17 protein-coding genes are annotated in these 16092 nt (G+C 45.3%); 7 read left to right on the top strand and 10 right to left on the bottom strand.

What is annotated here, in order from left to right:
* Positions 1 to 126 precede the first annotated feature (126 nt).
* Positions 127 to 2103, top strand: coding sequence for a methyl-accepting chemotaxis protein (locus ACFOEE_RS04165; RefSeq protein ID WP_377121228.1), 1977 nt, complete (start codon positions 127 to 129; stop codon positions 2101 to 2103).
* A 63-nt stretch (positions 2104 to 2166) separates the two neighbouring features.
* Positions 2167 to 2565, top strand: coding sequence for a hypothetical protein (locus tag ACFOEE_RS04170; protein WP_377121230.1), 399 nt, complete (start codon positions 2167 to 2169; stop codon positions 2563 to 2565).
* 98 nt (positions 2566 to 2663) lie between these two features.
* Here the strand turns inward: ACFOEE_RS04170 and ACFOEE_RS04175 are convergent, their stop codons facing one another.
* From ACFOEE_RS04175 to ACFOEE_RS04200, 6 genes are all read right to left on the bottom strand, one after another.
* Positions 2664 to 3035 (bottom strand): hypothetical protein, encoded by a 372-nt coding sequence (locus tag ACFOEE_RS04175; protein ID WP_377121232.1) that lies wholly within the window; start codon positions 3033 to 3035, stop codon positions 2664 to 2666.
* A gap of 502 nt (positions 3036 to 3537) precedes the next feature.
* Positions 3538 to 3927, bottom strand: a complete 390-nt coding sequence (locus ACFOEE_RS04180) for a rhodanese-like domain-containing protein (protein WP_377121234.1) — start codon at positions 3925 to 3927, stop codon at positions 3538 to 3540.
* 305 nt (positions 3928 to 4232) lie between these two features.
* Positions 4233 to 5951, bottom strand: coding sequence for an alkaline phosphatase D family protein (locus tag ACFOEE_RS04185; RefSeq protein ID WP_377121236.1), 1719 nt, complete (start codon positions 5949 to 5951; stop codon positions 4233 to 4235).
* Between the two features lie 184 nt (positions 5952 to 6135).
* Positions 6136 to 6324, bottom strand: a complete 189-nt coding sequence (locus ACFOEE_RS04190) for a hypothetical protein (RefSeq protein WP_377121238.1) — start codon at positions 6322 to 6324, stop codon at positions 6136 to 6138.
* 159 nt (positions 6325 to 6483) lie between these two features.
* A complete protein-coding gene (locus tag ACFOEE_RS04195) occupies positions 6484 to 7359 on the bottom strand; it encodes a GNAT family N-acetyltransferase (protein WP_377121240.1) in 876 nt (291 codons plus the stop codon).
* Between the two features lie 278 nt (positions 7360 to 7637).
* The gene (locus ACFOEE_RS04200; protein WP_377121242.1) at positions 7638 to 8066 is read right to left on the bottom strand and encodes an organic hydroperoxide resistance protein; all 429 of its coding nucleotides are present in this window, start codon (positions 8064 to 8066) and stop codon (positions 7638 to 7640) included.
* A gap of 110 nt (positions 8067 to 8176) precedes the next feature.
* On the opposite strand from ACFOEE_RS04200, the gene ACFOEE_RS04205 reads away from it, so the two are divergent.
* Together ACFOEE_RS04205 and ACFOEE_RS04210 are read left to right on the top strand one after the other, a co-directional pair.
* Positions 8177 to 8623, top strand: a complete 447-nt coding sequence (locus ACFOEE_RS04205) for a MarR family winged helix-turn-helix transcriptional regulator (RefSeq protein ID WP_377121244.1) — start codon at positions 8177 to 8179, stop codon at positions 8621 to 8623.
* Positions 8620 to 9288 (top strand): tRNA (adenine(22)-N(1))-methyltransferase TrmK, encoded by a 669-nt coding sequence (locus tag ACFOEE_RS04210; protein WP_377121246.1) that lies wholly within the window; start codon positions 8620 to 8622, stop codon positions 9286 to 9288. Before ACFOEE_RS04205 ends, ACFOEE_RS04210 begins: the two co-directional genes overlap by 4 nt.
* On the opposite strand, the gene ACFOEE_RS04215 is transcribed toward ACFOEE_RS04210, so the two are convergent.
* Positions 9285 to 10187: a LysR family transcriptional regulator gene (locus ACFOEE_RS04215; RefSeq protein WP_377121248.1), complete on the bottom strand. Its 903-nt coding sequence runs from the start codon at positions 10185 to 10187 to the stop codon at positions 9285 to 9287. The two genes, ACFOEE_RS04210 and ACFOEE_RS04215, sit on opposite strands and share 4 nt — an antisense overlap.
* Positions 10188 to 10326: 139 nt before the next feature.
* Here ACFOEE_RS04215 and ACFOEE_RS04220 point away from each other — a divergent pair, with 139 nt between their 5' ends.
* From ACFOEE_RS04220 to ACFOEE_RS04230, 3 genes are all read left to right on the top strand, one after another.
* On the top strand, positions 10327 to 11193 hold the full coding sequence (locus tag ACFOEE_RS04220; protein WP_377121250.1) for an MBL fold metallo-hydrolase: 867 nt from the start codon (positions 10327 to 10329) through the stop codon (positions 11191 to 11193).
* Positions 11187 to 11819: a DsbA family protein gene (locus ACFOEE_RS04225; protein ID WP_377121252.1), complete on the top strand. Its 633-nt coding sequence runs from the start codon at positions 11187 to 11189 to the stop codon at positions 11817 to 11819. The genes ACFOEE_RS04220 and ACFOEE_RS04225 overlap by 7 nt, the downstream gene beginning before the upstream one ends.
* 100 nt (positions 11820 to 11919) lie before the next feature.
* Positions 11920 to 12390: a VOC family protein gene (locus ACFOEE_RS04230; RefSeq protein WP_377121254.1), complete on the top strand. Its 471-nt coding sequence runs from the start codon at positions 11920 to 11922 to the stop codon at positions 12388 to 12390.
* 35 nt (positions 12391 to 12425) lie between these two features.
* Here the strand turns inward: ACFOEE_RS04230 and ACFOEE_RS04235 are convergent, their stop codons facing one another.
* The 3 genes from ACFOEE_RS04235 to ACFOEE_RS04245 all read right to left on the bottom strand — a co-directional run bounded on the left by ACFOEE_RS04235 (position 12426) and on the right by ACFOEE_RS04245 (position 16086).
* Positions 12426 to 14396, bottom strand: a complete 1971-nt coding sequence (locus tag ACFOEE_RS04235) for a TonB-dependent receptor plug domain-containing protein (protein WP_377121256.1) — start codon at positions 14394 to 14396, stop codon at positions 12426 to 12428.
* Positions 14397 to 14563: 167 nt separating this feature from the next.
* Positions 14564 to 15124 carry a heme NO-binding domain-containing protein gene (locus tag ACFOEE_RS04240; RefSeq protein ID WP_377121258.1) on the bottom strand — a complete coding sequence of 187 codons (561 nt, stop codon included), beginning with the start codon at positions 15122 to 15124 and terminating at the stop codon, positions 14564 to 14566.
* Complete coding sequence (locus ACFOEE_RS04245) at positions 15124 to 16086, bottom strand: sensor histidine kinase (protein WP_377121260.1); 963 nt, start codon at positions 16084 to 16086, stop codon at positions 15124 to 15126. The genes ACFOEE_RS04240 and ACFOEE_RS04245 overlap by 1 nt, the downstream gene beginning before the upstream one ends.
* Positions 16087 to 16092: the final 6 nt, after the last annotated feature.

Consider the following 16092-nt stretch of genomic DNA (forward strand, 5'->3'; position numbering starts at 1 on the left):
GGGAGTTACGCACCTATCGCCTACCTGCAGCTCCTGTCGTTTGGGTATCATAAGGGGTTGCTTAACGAATTTTGCCTGCAATGTGGCGCCCCTAAATATCACGCCTTTGCTTTAGGATATGGATATATGTTGCAAAACGTTTCGTTCAAACGTGCTTTGTATTTACTCACCGTAGTAGTAATAAGCGGTGCCTGCATCATGGCATACAACCTCATTCGCCATGACTACGAACAATACTTGAGCATTACAGATGACCAAGCTTTACTGCACGCAATTTTCTTAAGTGACGACCTTGCCCATCAAGTTGCAGTAGAAAGGGGGTTAAGTGCGGGTTATATCGGTAATGGCGACCCCAGTGTGTGGCAAACCTTGCTGTCACAACAGCAAAAAGCAGATGCAGCGTTCAATGCTTTTGTCGATTTGCAGCTAGGTTTTGATGGCTTCAAAGCCTTTTCCGCGTTTAAACAAAATATTTCCCATCACTTCCAACAACGTGAAGCCATTCGAAAGCAAGTGCAAGCACGCGAGGACAACCATGCCTTTAACTATTATTCCCAGCTCAACATCAATTTACATCACTTAATTTTAGAAGCCATTACTTATATCGAGCATACACAGCTGCGCGATGATTTATTGACTGTGTACTATCTTTCTAAACTTAAAGAGCACTTAGGACAAGTACGCGGAAAAATTAATGGCATTTTAGCCAAACAAGCTATTTCAGTGGTGCAACGGGCAGAGCTTGAGCAATACAAACATGCCATCTTGCAATACCAACAGCTTGCATCACACAACCAAAGTTCCAGCGCTGCGTTAACCGGCCTTTTCACTGCTAAAGAAGCACGCGAGGTCGATAACTTACTAACCGCACTGGTTAGCACTGAAACCTTTTCTCAAGGGATGTCACCAAGCCAATGGTTTGCGCTCGCCAGCAGCTACATAAATGCGATTAAAAGCAATATGGACCAATCTAAAACAAGACTTTTGACCGAGCTCGACGACCGCCGCTCGCTTGCTAAATTAATCCTCTGGATTGAAGCCATGCTAGTAATCGTAGTCTGCGTATTTGTTGTGGCAGGCTCTATTCGCATTATTTATGGCCTGACGAAAAAAATCAGCCATATTCAACAAGTGTTAGATCAAGTTTCAACCCAAGGTAACCTCAACCTGCGTATTGCTGACTATGGTAACGATGAGCTTGCGATTATCAGTCATGCCATTGATGCTCTATTAGGGTCACTGGGCAGCATAGTCAAACAATTGTCTAGCACCATAACGACCTTGTCACAAAAAGTTGAGCGAGTCAGCAGCGTTATTCGTAACGTCAACGATGAAATGGCGAATGCTGAACAAAGCTTACAATCAATCGTCAGTGCTTCCCATCAAGTTGCAAATAACACGGTAGAAATCCAATCGGGTATGACCAATGCCCTTGATAGTACAGCAAAACTTGCCAACAACGCCCATACCACAGCCAATATTACCAATGACTCAAAAATGGCGATTGATTCGTTGCTTGCGCTCAATGAGCAAGCGTTTAGTAATGCAGAGAGCTTAAATACCAAAAGCCAATCCATTGTCGGTATTCTTGATAGTATTAATGGCATTGCCGAGCAAACGAACCTACTCGCTCTCAATGCCGCTATTGAAGCGGCTCGCGCCGGAGAAAGCGGCCGCGGATTTGCGGTAGTTGCAGATGAAGTGCGTCAGCTTGCTATCCGCTCAAAAGGCGCCACTGGCGAAATCGGTATTGTCCTTGAGTCAATTAAACAAGAGGCTGCGCAGCTACAAGCATTAATGCAACAGATCCATAACAACAGCAGCCAAACTGTGAGTAATAGCGACCAAGCTTTGGCTCAGATCCGTGCAGTATCAGCTCAGGTAGAGCAAATTAGAACTGAGCTCAGTACCATTAATTATGCTACCGAGCAGCAAAGTCATGCCGCCAATTTGGCCAATGAACAGGCACACACGATTAACCAGGAAACCGCTGGCGTACTTAAAAATATGCAAGTTCTGCTAAAAGAATTGCAAGAACTTGAGCACAACAACCAAGGTTTAAGAAAAGCCATTGCACAATTTGCCAATACAGCTCTGCATTGATTCATCTTTCGTTTACTTTGACTTTGCTAGGCTAGTACACAACAAATCGCAAAGGAGAAAGCCATGAAACAAATGATTGCATTCGTTATTATGATGATGAGCGCTTTAGTCCTCACTGCCTGTGAAGACGCCAAAGAAGTGAAAGAGCAGGCTGTAAGTACCGAGGCGAAAGTAAAACAAGCTTGGCAAGAAGCAGTTGACGAGGTAAAAGCCCACAGTGAGAACTGGAATGATAAATCCGTTCAGAAACTGTTGGACGACGCTAAATCGTTGGCTAACAATGCCGCAACTGAAGGCCAGGATAAATTATCTGAGCTATTGGCAGAATCTCGAGAGTTGGCTGAGGATGCTTGGCAAGAGTCGCAGCATCAGGCTGGTGAGTTAAGTGAAGAAGCGCAAGAAAAACTAGCCGAACTTGAGGCTAAAATCGCTGAAGTAAAAGCCAAATTAGCGCAAAAATAAGCCCTAGTAATGGCAGGCACACAAACGAGTGGGCCTGCCAGTCACTAAGATAGCGGTTTTATCGCCTTAGTAGTTCTACGACAGACATTGGCAAGCTTTTAGTGACCTGTCTCATAATTCATGGTTGCTGAATTAGTCGTTTCATAAGTCCCGTCTTGATATAAAATCGTGGCAGTTGCGGTATAATCGCGATAAGCACGAATAGTCATATTACAGCTTGTACCACCAGTACAATTTGCGTCACCATTCCAAAGAATACGACTGATTGGTTTGCTTGCACCTTCAATATAGAATTTACCCGTTGTGCTGTTACTAAAAGAGAAATCAATACCAGAACAATAGCTCGTGCCGTTTTGCCAAACATTACCGCCGGATTTCACAGTTAGATTGCACTTCAATTGCGCCGCTTGTGATGAAAACGACAAAGCACTTAACATCACTGCCGCAGCAGCAAAAATTTGTTTTTTCATTTTTAAATTTCCTCATAAATGAACGGATCTGTTTTCCTTAACCTCGTACTGCAGTAGGCCACAAAACTCTATTGTTGAAATTTTCTCAGTTTTGCATACCTTACTTACAAGGTAAATTTAAACTATCAGAATATTTTCAATATTTAAACAGTTAAAAAACAAAAAACAACTTAATTATACAGAAAACATCATAAACTTAATTTAATTGTTGATTATTTATCATCAATTAGAGACGGTATTTTCTCGTCAGTTCTTATCATCGACTCCAATGCCTAAGCATTGGACCAAACCATAATATTTAAAAAAGCTAATGAGTTGCTTAGGCAAAATCGAAGTGTATTTTCGAGCTTTTTAAATTCCGAAAAAAGCAAGAATAATAGAATAAACTACTTATCAAAAAAACAGCGCTGAAGCAGCTCATGGATGACTAAGTGGTAACAAGGTTGCAGAACTTAAACGCCACAACCTGATTGAGACTTTGCTTGCGAGGTATGCGGTGGGGCTATTTGATGAGTGGCAATTCTGCTGCTTGCCAAGCCTGAACATCCCCCTCTAAATGCAAAATCTCATATCCTTTAGGGGTCAGTAATTGCTCAAACATGCTTGCCCGTCTTCCCGAGCGACAATATACAACTAACGGTTTTCCTTTTAATGCCTCCAGCTGCGTTTGATATGCGTCGGTTTGGTCATGAGGAATATTGATTGCCCCTTTGAGATGCCCCTCTGCAAACTCTTCAGGACTCCTTACATCTACAATGACATAAGGGGTCGCCGACATTTGATTGGCAAGCAATGCCTGTTGGTTAATATCAGCGGCTTGTAACTGCCATCCCAACATCAGCAGCATGGCGCTTAAGGCAACCTGCATCTGTTTTTGCACTCGATTAAACATAAAAACTCCCTTATCTATTTAAGCAACAAGTTAAGTAACAAGAAACTGCTGAGCTGAATAAGTTGATAAATCAAAATTCAGGCGCTTATCGACTGCTCGCTTATGCCAATAACAAGGTAAATTGACTCACCGGCAACGACTTTGTTGACAATCAATGCGCTCTTAATAGCAGCAAAATAATCGCCAGAATAAAGCGTGAGCAGCTAACGCAAAGTCTCATTATCAATACGTTAGCCAAGTATAGATGATTATCGCATCATTGGCAGTGCGCCCGCGCGCACAACCAAATATTTAGCGCATTAAGCTTAGAAGTTTATGATGGTGGAGACCGCCTCTTCATCAGCTGTTTCTATCGACATTTTAATAGTACGTTTAGTCCAATCAATATCCAGCATACCGTAGTTACTCCCTGATTTATTAATCAGGTGGCGATTACCAGTAGTCAATGCTGACATTTGTTCACTCACCACACCCACTTTGCCAGTTGGGATAGTTGCACCACTTGGTGCACAGTTGCCCCACTGCCCTTTTACGCCATTTCCTTTGCTATCTAACTCGGTATAACACCAAGGTTTGTCATGGTCACGGCTGATACACCCTTGGTACGTCACCCCAGCATAATTGAACGGAAGTTGACATTGTAACTGATATTGACCATCGCCTTGATTATCCGCATAGATAGGTAAACGCAGAGGGTTTTCAATATGATAAGGCCAGTTTTGACCAAAACCAGACGCAGTTATTTCATACACAGTGGCGGCTTTACCGTACTCACTACTGGCAGGAATGTCTTTTTGCAATAGCTCACCCCAATGCTGGTCACCAGACACAAAAATCACCGCCTTCGCTTTGCCATCATTGATTGACTTTTGCACCATACGCAGTAAACGCTCACGCTCCAGCGGCATTTCCGCCCAAGATTCATAGCTGGTGCCAGACATGCCATTTTCATTGAGATTGGTCACGGCCTGGTCAAAGTTTTTGCCGTTACCATAGGCACAGTAACTGGTTTTGCTACGACCTAAATGCAGTGGTGGTAATACTTGTATGCCACTGGCAATAATTTTAATTTCACTCGGTTTATTTAACTCTGCCTCTAGCCATTGCCATTGAACCTCGCCAAGCATAGTGCTGGCATCGCCTTCGCAGCTACCGTAACTGGAAAACGTTGGCGAGCGGAAATAGCGCGCATCAAGCGTTATCACATGCGTTTTTTCGCCAGTTTGACCCGTCATTTTACTGCTATAGATCCCTTGCTGACCGTGAAAACGCGGATCATCAGGGCTGACATCGAAATGACGTAAAAACTCAAGCTGGCTTTCGGCACGTTTCGGATAATGTTTGCCATCATTGTTGCGGCCAAAATCATGGTCATCCCAAGTTGCCATCACCGCAATATTGGCTGCGAGAAATTGTTGATACTCAGCATTGCGCTTTTTATCATCGTATTTTTGTCGCATCACATTCATGTCTGTGGTGTCGCCGTAAATATTGTCACCCAACCACAAAAATAAGTCAGGTTGTTGTGCTATGACTCTACTCATTGCCGCTGGCATATCGCCTTGTGTTTTAAAACAAGACCCTACCATAATTCGTTGTAATGTTTTGTTTTCAAGCAGTTGAGTATGAACTGGCAGTGGCTCGGGATCTGGCTCTGTGATGGCGCATGCTTCCCAATCGCCTGCGCCAACATAACACCAAGGAGCGCTGTGCGCTTTGGTGCTACAACCGTAAAACGCTTCACCTTGATATTGCGAAGGTGTCAAACAGGTTTTCCCACTCACAGTTTTAAACACGGGAATGCTCTCTGTCCGTACATTTGCCCAAGTTTGCCCATCTGTGGTTTGTTTAAGATAACACCATTGGCTACCTGAATTGTTTTTGTCGGTAGTACCAAAATAACTAACACCTAAGTAGTCGAAGGTATTTTTACAGGCATCGTAGTGTACTTCAGCTGCAGCAAAGGAGGCTGGCGCAATGAAGAGTGCCGCCTGCAAAGAGGCAAAGAGTATTGTTTTTTTCATTTTGTGACCTTGGTAATAAGTTAATGCGCTCCTTGCAGAATGAACCAATCCCTTAAGTGGCGAAGAGCTTATAGGAACAAGGTTAATAAAAAGTTACTTTAAAATGGCAGATTTAAGACTGAGATACTTTGGAGGGTGTAGAAGTGTACTTTAAAGGTCCCAACACAGTTAGGACCAATTTGCCTTACATACGGCAGCGAACCGCGCCAGTTTGGCAAAGCTCAGTTTCAGGAATACACAAACGCTCATCCGTCATACAACCCAGCTCCTCTCGTGTGAGCGCACCACCGCCCACTTGCGGTGTTGCTGCATTTGGCAATAATGCTTTTTTACTTAAGTTTTTCATGCTTTTCTTGGCTAAATTGAGTTTCATTACTTTCTCCTTAGTTGTTTCGCCCACACATCGCCTAGTTACAATACTCAGGTTTTCTGGTGCGCGGTATACCCAATCCCCAAAGTCACACTTTGCTCATTTGGGAACATTTAGCCTAGTAAACAACCAAACACATTGCAAAATAAATGTTAAATATTGTTACCCTAACTCAAAGCTTGTCACACCAAAAACTTTGCCTATGGCTATCTCTGGCGCCTTATCGGTATACATACGCGCCGTTTCGAACACACTTTGCATACCAAAACGCTGCGCTAAGGCCACTGCCTCAGTATTGATCTCTGGTGTATCGAGGAAAAACTCACTGGCAGTGGGCAAGTGCCGTAATAAACCAAGCAGCAACGTTTGCGCTATCTCTGCATTATTGGCAAATAACGGGCCGATTTTATAGCCGCGCTGACAAGGCCTAACGACGCCATAACCAAGCAGCTGACCTTGTTCATAATGGCCAAGCGCCCAACTTTGCGGCTGCGACAGCCAAGCTGCCAAAAATGCTTCTCGCGGCACCGCAAAACAATCACGATCGTAACGCCTAAGTTCGAGTAAATGGGTGTCTGTCAGCGGCACTAAAGCGCTTGATTGGTGAGGTAAATCGTCAGCCACAATACCTTGAAAACGAATATTACGATAAGCCAATTGGAAACCCGATTGGCGATAATTATCTTGTTGCGCCACCACCCCATCTAAGCCCACATTATAGCCTACCAGTGATGCCATTCCCGCTTGCCAAAGCTGATATCCATAGCCTTGGCCACGATAGTCGGGTTTTACTATGTAGAACCCCAAAAAGGCGAATTGCTCTGGATATTTCACAACAGAAATACAAGCTATCGGTTGGTCATTTAAAAATCCCATTAAAAAGCCTGTTGGATCAGTTTGATAAAAACTTTCCGCATCAAACAGGCCAGGATTCCAACCTTCAAGTGCTGCCCAGCTCACCGCCAGCTCTAGCTCGGCTTTGGTCATAACTCGAATTTGGTAATGCCCATTGTCATGTGTGGCAAGTGACGTATCCATAAATGTCCTTATGCTTATTTTGTTATTTAATCTACAACCAAACTACTTGGCGCTGTAGCTCGCAACTAACGAGTAAACCCCATAAGTATAGATAAACTATGTAATTGGGGTAGCCAATGCCACTGCGGTAGCAAATAGGTGGGATATAGCACAGCTTGTCTATAGTGGCAGAAATATCCAAGCAACATCATGCCCAAACATGTTGCAGCAAAAATGAAGCACGCCGCAGAGATTGCCGCTGCGGCGTGGCGGTCGCTCTTTGACTATGCGGCAAACTTTTACAGCAGGTTGAGTGTCACACTGATGTTGCCACGAGTAGCGTTTGAATAGGGACACACTTGGTGAGCCGCATCCACAAGCTCTTGCGCCACTGTTTTATCTAAGCTCGACAATGAAATATTAAGTACCGCGGCGATGCCAAAACCGCCTTCAATCGGCCCAATTGCTACTTCAGAGTTAATGTAAATGTCTTTAGGTAACGCAACTTTACGTTGCCCTGCAACAAATTTCAGCGCGCCAATAAAACACGCGGCGTAACCCGCTGCAAATAATTGCTCAGGGTTGGTACCTTGACCATCATCCCCGCCCAGCCCTTTAGGGGTTGAAAGTTTAACATCTAAGCGACCATCGTCTGACTTAGCAGAACCTTCACGACCGCCTGTAGCAGTGGCTTTTGCAGTATAAGCTGTAGCTAATAATGTATTCATTGTGGTGTTTCCTTTGATGATTTACTTTGTATGCAAATCAATTTAACCTAGTTTAATTCTGTTTGCAAATACTTTGTGTGCAAAATAAAATATTAAGCAAGGAGACCAATATGAAACATCCACAACTTTTACTTGAGAACCAACTTTGTCATCGCCTGTATTTGGCCGCCAACGGTGTGGTTAGAAGTTATCGCCCGATCTTACAAGCACTCTCGCTCACCTATCCTCAATATGTGGTGATGATGGCGTTATGGGAAGAAGACGGTGTCAGCATTAAGCACATCATCAATAAGACCTCGGTTGATGCCGGTGCGCTCACTTTAATCTTGCAAAAATTAGCCGATAAAGCGCTACTAGAAGTGGTAAACGGCGAGCAAGATAAACGGCAAAAGTTTGTCAAGCTCACCGCCGCCGGACACCAATTGGCAGATAAAGCTGCGGCAGTACCGGAGCAGATCCGCTGCGAGTTTGGCGAGTTTAGTGACCACGACTTTAAACAATTGGTGACGCTGTTAGATAAATTTAATCAAACCTTCTGCCAGAGTGACGAGTCATGAAATTAGGCACCCGCTTAGCGCATTTGGTCAGTTTAGTGAAGCCGGATTACCCCCAGATCTGGGATTGCTGCTGCGATCATGGCTTACTCGGTGCGACGTTATTAAAACAATACCCGCAAAGCCAAGTGCATTTTGTTGATATCGTGCCTGAATTAATCGCCGCGCTGGAAACAAAGCTCAAGCACTTTATGGCTAACGCAAACTGGCAAGTACATTGCCAAGATGTCGGCCACTTGCCTTTGGCGCACTATGTAGGTCCGCAATTGGTAATAATCGCTGGAGTGGGTGGCGAGCTCTGTGCACGTTTTGTTAGTGCGCTCCAGCAGCGCTTTGCCAATCTGCCGGTAGACTTTTTACTGTGTCCGGTGCGAGATCAATTTCTGCTGCGTGCAGCACTCCAGCAATTGCCACTATCTTTGCTACATGAAGGGTTAGTCAGTGAAAATCGCCGCTGTTACGAAGTACTGTACGTCAGCAACTGGCGGAATTCAGGGCAAGCCATTTCCGCCACCGGTGATACGCTGTGGCAATGCCATAATGACGCTGAGCGCAAAATAGCACAGCAGTATTTGCAAAACACCCTGCGCCATTATCAGCAAGCGCGCCTAAGTCAGCCAGAATTACAAGCTGTAGTTGACGCTTATCAACAAGTTACCTTGCGCTAGTCAGCGTTTTGCTGCCACTGCGCTTGAGCAAAATAATCCGACAAATAATCAATGAGTTGCCTTATTGCAGGAGACAGAAACTGTCGCGATGAATAGAGTGCATAAATTTGCATTTGTTTAGGCCGCCACTGCGGTAGTAACTCAACTAACTGGCCCTTGGCAAGTTGCGTTGCAACCAAATAGCGAGGTTGCAGCGCAATGCCCATCGCACATTCTGCAGCACGCAGCAAACAGGTTGCCTCATTGGCACTCAGCGCACAATGTACCGCTACCGCCTCATGTTGCTCGCCTTGCTGCAAATGCCAAACATGGCGTTCGAAATTCTTATAACCTAAACAACGATGCTGCGCGAGTTGTTGTGGTGTAGTTGGTGCTCCATGTTGCGCCAGATATTCTGGGGCGGCCACCAGCACCGAATCGCACTTTGCAATAGGCTTACCAATCAATGCGGAGTCAGGGGCTGAGGCAATACGTATCGCTAGGTCGATGCGTTTTGCAACCAAGTCAGCTGTGCTGTCCTCAACATCTAAATCAATTTCAAGGTGGGGATGCTGCGCCATAAAACCGCTAAGCGCGGGCATAAGCTGCGCGTAAGCAAATGACATGCTCACCGCAATACGAATTTTCCCGTGAAGTTTATCACTTTGTGCCGCACTTGCCTCTAACAACGAGGCTTGTTGTAACCACTGCTCTACTTCAGCTAAGCAGCGCTCACCGGCGCTGGTTAACGTTACTTGGCGTGTGGTGCGGTGCAGTAAACGTACTTGCAACCACTGCTCCATCGCTTCGACATAGCGCGTTACCATTGCTCTGGACATTTCTAAACGCTCTGCCGTGGCAGTAAAACTGCCCGATACCGCGATATCGGCAAAGACCTTAGCTGCAATGATCCTATCCATTTACTTGCTCGATTTGTGAAACAATGATGCTAATTATTAGCTATATATTCGGACAAGTACAATCCCTACAATGCGCCCATGATGTCGCCAAGTAGTTGGCACACCGTTTCACGCTATTTTTAACTAGATTGAGGTAATAATGAGAGTATTTACGCACTGGGTAGCACCTACTTTACTAGCAATTGCTAGTTTCAGTTTGTTTGCTAAACCCCTTAACATTGACGTGTACCACGGTGATGGCAACAGCTTTTATGTCACCGCCAGTATCATCAGTGGCGATAAAGATGCCATCCTAATTGACAGTGGTTTTACCCAAGCTGATGCGCTACGCATTGCGGCAAAAATATTAGACTCAGGTAAAAACCTAAAAACCATTTTTATCAGCCAAGCCGATCCTGACTATTATTTCGGCGCTGCCACCTTGCGGCAATTATTCCCTGCGGTGAATATCATTACCACTCCTGCAGTAAAGCACACCATCGCCACTAAGCTTGCTGGCAAGCTAGCATTTTGGGGGCCAAAGCTTGGCGCAAATGGCCCACAGAGCGGCCTTGTACCCGATGTCATCAATACTGATATCTTAATGCTGGAAGGTGAGCGGATTGAAATCAAAGCTACCCAAGGTCAATTTAATCATCGTCCATATTTATGGCTACCTAGCAATCAAGCTATTGTTGGTAATGTGGCTGTCTATGCTGACGTGCATTTATGGATGGCAGATGCGCAATCCGATGCCGCCCAACAAGCATGGCAAGCACAGCTCGAAGCAATGCTCGCACTTAATCCTAAACTGGTGGTGCCAGGCCATATGAAGCCAAATTCGGCGATGGACGCAACGGCCATTCACTACAGTCTCAATTATTTAAAAGCCTTTAGCGCAGCAAAGGCGGCAAGTGTGCAAAGTACCGAGTTGATCGATAAGATGCAGCAGCTCTACCCAAGCGCAGTGCTCCCAATGGCGCTGGAAATCGGTGCTAAAGTCCACACAGGTGAAATGCAATGGTAAGTTACGACTATATTTTTGACCCATTGTGCGGTTGGTGCTTCGGCGCCAGTCCCCTTATTGAAGTTTTGGTTGAACATTGCCACCAGCATCAGATTAAACTGAATTTTCATCCTGCTGGGATGTTTACGCGCCAAGCGCTCCCCACAGCGTATCGGGCCCATATAATTGCGGCGGATCAACGTATTGCCATGCTAACTGGGCAAGAATTTGGTGCGTCTTATTTAGCACGTTTACAAGCGGACAAACCCATTATCATGGACTCTCAGCTAACCTGTCAGGCGATTATTGCCGCACCTCAGTTGGGCTTAAATGCAGAGCTGATGCTGCACGCCATTCAACGTGGCCATTATCAATTAGGGCTAGATGTCAGTGATAACAATACACTCGCATCACTGGCAGCCCAACTTGGCGTAAACGCAGCTGATTGGCAACATGCCATGGCAAACGCACGTAATATCTTGCCGGAGGCCTTAACCACGACCAAGGCATTGATGTCGCGCCATTTATTACAAGGTTATCCAAGCCTATTACAAACTAAACATCAACAATCTCAGGCTGTTGCGCTTAGCACATTTTACGGCGCACCAGAGGCATGGCGAGCTTGGCTTGAGGCTGAGCTGAGCTGAGCACAGCTCACGGTTAGCTATTTTAGTGACAGCAGCCATGGCGATTTCTCAGCTTTAAACTACAGTTATAGCACTTTGCATAATAATTGAGGAAAGTACCATGAGTGTTCCCGCTATTCCTGCTGGTTACCACAGCTTAACCCCTTATTTGGTCGTTGCTGGTGCCAATGAGGCTATTTCATTTTACCAAACGGCATTTGGCGCTACGTTGAAATTGAAGATGGATACCCCAGATGGCAAGGTCGCGCACGCTGAGCTACTGATTGGCAATTCACATTTGATGCTCTCAGACGGCTGTGACGATATAAACTTCAAAAGCCCACATGAATTAGGCGGCACACCTGTTTCTTTGATGTGCTACGTCGACAATGTCGATACGGTTTTTGCCACTGCACTTGCAGCGGGTGCAAAAGAACTGCGCCCCGTTGTTGACCAATTTTACGGAGACCGCTCAGGCACGTTGCAAGATCCCTTCGGCCATCTCTGGACGATAAGCACACATATGGAAGAATTGAGCGAACAAGAGCTACAGCAGCGCCTTGCAGCTATGATGGGCGAAGGGCAGCAGTAGCTAAAAGTGACTCTGCCCTTGTAGTTGAATATCTGCTAAAACCTTACCGTTAGATTTAAGTAACCACTGCGGCCAGCTCTTGCTGGCAGCGTGTTTATTCTTTTACCGATAAAGTCAGGTTGATAAACATCTTCATCTAGCAGGTTATAGCCATATAGACTTAAACGGTAATCCTTGAGATGTGACCAAAAATGACCTAAATCTAAGCTTAGTTTTAAGCTCAGTTGTTGGTAGGCGTCCGCATTTGGGTTGTAAGCATTGCGTGCTGGGTTTTGCACTGCAATATCCGTGGCTGCACTAACATCATTGAGGTACAACCCCGCACTAAAGCCATTTTGGGATTGATAAATTGCACCAATCTTAAATAGATGGTTAGGTACAGTGGTAAAGTTTTCAACCCCGTTAGCGTGATTATGTTGGTAACTGTAACTGGCAGTAAAATGCCAGTTTTCAGCGACATTGTATTTGCTTTCTAGCTCCCAACCACGGATTTCTAATTCGCCTCGATTAACGAAATCTATCACATTGTCTGGTGCACGCTGCCGAGTGACTAAATCCGTTAAATCACTACGAAACACAGTGGCTGAAAGTTGTAAGAACTTCGCATGATAAAACAATTGCATATCTGTAGTGATAATTTTCTCTGGTAATAAATTTGGATTACCGCGTAAACCTCCGCGCACAGACCCATCAGGATTGGTTAAGATCAGTGAAAAGCCCGTTTCCACGCCAAATGCGGCACGATACGCTTGCGCGTGCATTAGTTTCACGCCGACTTTATCGGTGAGTTGATAAGTGACGCCTAAGCGCGAAACCATATCACTACTAAGGTTGTCAGCTTTATTCCATTGCAGCCCCGCCACTAACTTCAAATCTGGCGTGGGTTTAAAATCCAGCTGTGAATAGGCGCTATACCAAGTGGCGGAAAAGTCCGGCACTGGCGCTGCGGTCAGTCCGGCTTCTGAGCCGACCTCTTGCTGCCATGCTGTCGCGCCAAATAGCCAATGCCACTGCGCTGATGGTCGCCAAAACGCAGTCACTTCTAAATTAGTATCGGTTGATTTGGCTAAATAATTGTAATGATCAAACTCCATGTTTGCCCAGCTAAGGTGACTTTGCAGCTGCCATTCCTCATTGAGCTTGACGTCATGACTGAAATCAATAAACCAGCGCGTTGAATCCATAGTGCGCTCATCCACAGGAGGCTGGCCACTCCAGTCTGCCGCAGCCCCCATAAAATTTTGCCGACTATCGAGGTACAAGAAGTTCAGGCGAAAATCATCATAATGCCCATCGAAGAATACGCCAAGATCGCGCTCTTGTGCGTCCATTGACCCGTTAAGCCCATTGTTATCTTTGGCATTGAACCGCCAACCTTGTTCCTGAAAGTGCTTAACACCCCAATTGGCACCTAGCCGCTCGGTTTTTATACCACCAACCCATTCTAGCGCTTGAGTATCAAAACTACCGACCGTCGCAGCAATAGTCTGTTGCTCTGTCTCTCTGGTAATGATATTCACCACACCAGAATAAGCATTGGTGCCATAAAGTGCCGACCCAGGGCCACGAATGACTTCGATACGCTCTATAATGCCTAGGGGCAATGCTGTATAGACGGCGAAATTAACCCCACCTGCGTAGGACTCGCGGATTGGCCGACCATTCAAGAGCATCAGAATATGATTATCGTAATGGCCTAACAAATCCCCGCGTATAGACATCACATTCTGCGCAAAGAAACTCGACCCTGTCATATAGACACCCACTACCCGCTCAAGTACTTCAAACAGGTTATTGGCACCAAATCCATTGATCTCTTCCCTACTGATCACAGTACTAACAGCTGGAGATTCAGTCACAGGCTCAAGATATTTACTTGCGGTTTCAACGCTGGTCGCCAGTAGCTCGTCTAATGACAGCTCAAATAACGAAGGCGATTGTTCTGCACGCACGTAAGGCGATAAGAGGATTATTCCCACTACCGCAAAAGAAGAAAAGCGCCCCATAATAAGCAACCCCATACCGGCTTTTTTATACGCGCAATGCGTCTATTAAATGTAGCTAGGTCAGCAAGTTAATACAACTTTGCAACAAAAATATTTCATTTTGTGTAGTTACAGGGACTTTCCTTTGCGAAGGCTATTGTACTTAGCACAATAGCGCAACACACATCTTAAATGACACTTTGGGGCTTATCGTAAGTCAGCGCAAATTGCGCTTTGTCAGGATCATTTTGCCAGCCTCTAGTGATGTGACATTCAATCGCCACGCCATAATGCTCTGCCATACCCTGTAACACCCCAGCGACTAAATCAAACATCCGTCTTGGCGAGCAATAAATCAATTCTGCGTGAGTCGGGTCTTTTACCACATAGTCAAAAGCTGGGGGGATAGCATCGGGATAGAGTTTTTTCAGCTCTACCTTATGGAGTTCATCAAGTTTATAAAGCACCGGTGCGGGATGGGAAAAATCAGTAAATTCTGCGGGCAGCAATTTAATTAGCCTAGGGTATAGCCATTTACCAAAGGCAAACTGTGCTGTCGGCACGTCAATGCATAACACCGCCACTGCGTGTGTGACAATTTCTATTAGTTGCGCGTCGGGGTAATTTTCTGTGCGAACAAAACTTTTACTGGTGTCGAAACTGCAACGGTCAAATATCTCAAACAGTTTCTCGTCGCCAGCAACATCAATGATAAAATCTTCTAGTAGATTAAAGATATGCCCTTTCATTATTCCCCCTCAGCCTTATCGGCCTCATGTTTAGGCAAACAAATTGTAAATACGGTACCCACGCCTAATTTACTGCTCACACTCATTTGCCCATTGTGTTGTCGAACAATGTCTTGAGAAATCGATAAACCTAAACCTGTACCCTGCCCTATGGGTTTAGTGGTGAAGAATGGGTCGAAAATTTTCAGCAGATTTTCCGCAGCAATCCCCACACCCGTATCAATAAAACGCAGCGTTACACTATGCTCATCTTCTTCACTCTCAATTGTCAAAACGCCTTCGCCTTTCATTGCTTGACCAGCATTGACGATTAAATTGACAAACACTTGGCTAAGTTTGCTGGGGGCACAAAAGAAGGGCTGCTTGCAATTAAAGTTAGTCACCAATTGCACATGATATTTGATTTGGCTGGCGGTCAAATGAAGTGCTTCTTCAAGCAATTCATCTAGCACCATCCATTGTTTATCATCGCCCCCTTGGCGCGCAAAGGAGCGTAACTCTCTAACAATGGTCGCAATACGCTGCATACCTTCTTGGGTTTCGGTCAGCAGCTCTGGTAAATCTTGGGTAATACTGTAAACATGGAATTGCTCCTGCAAGGCAGTTAACTGTTCTTTGTCACAATTCGACTGCTCTGCAAGGGCATTTTGATAGGCAACTAAGTCCTGCAAGTACTGTTGCAACATCTCAAGATTACACATCGCATAACCTGCTGGGGTGTTAATCTCATGTGCCACACCAGCCGCCAATTGACCAATTGACGCGAGCTTTTCTTGCTGCACAAGTTGGATCTCATGCTGCTTAAGTGAGTGTAATGCCTCACTCAGCTGCTGATTTAGCTCATATAATTCTCGTGCTTTGGATTCCAACAACTGTTCCGCATGTTGTCGCCCAGCCTGCTCACGGGCTAGCTTACGCGTGAGCAGAGCGACTTCGTGGCGTAATAGATGCAACTCTTCCATCGCGAC

It is taken from the genome of Pseudoalteromonas fenneropenaei (genome assembly GCF_042643375.1).
Classification (GTDB): Bacteria; Pseudomonadota; Gammaproteobacteria; order Enterobacterales; family Alteromonadaceae; genus Pseudoalteromonas; species Pseudoalteromonas fenneropenaei.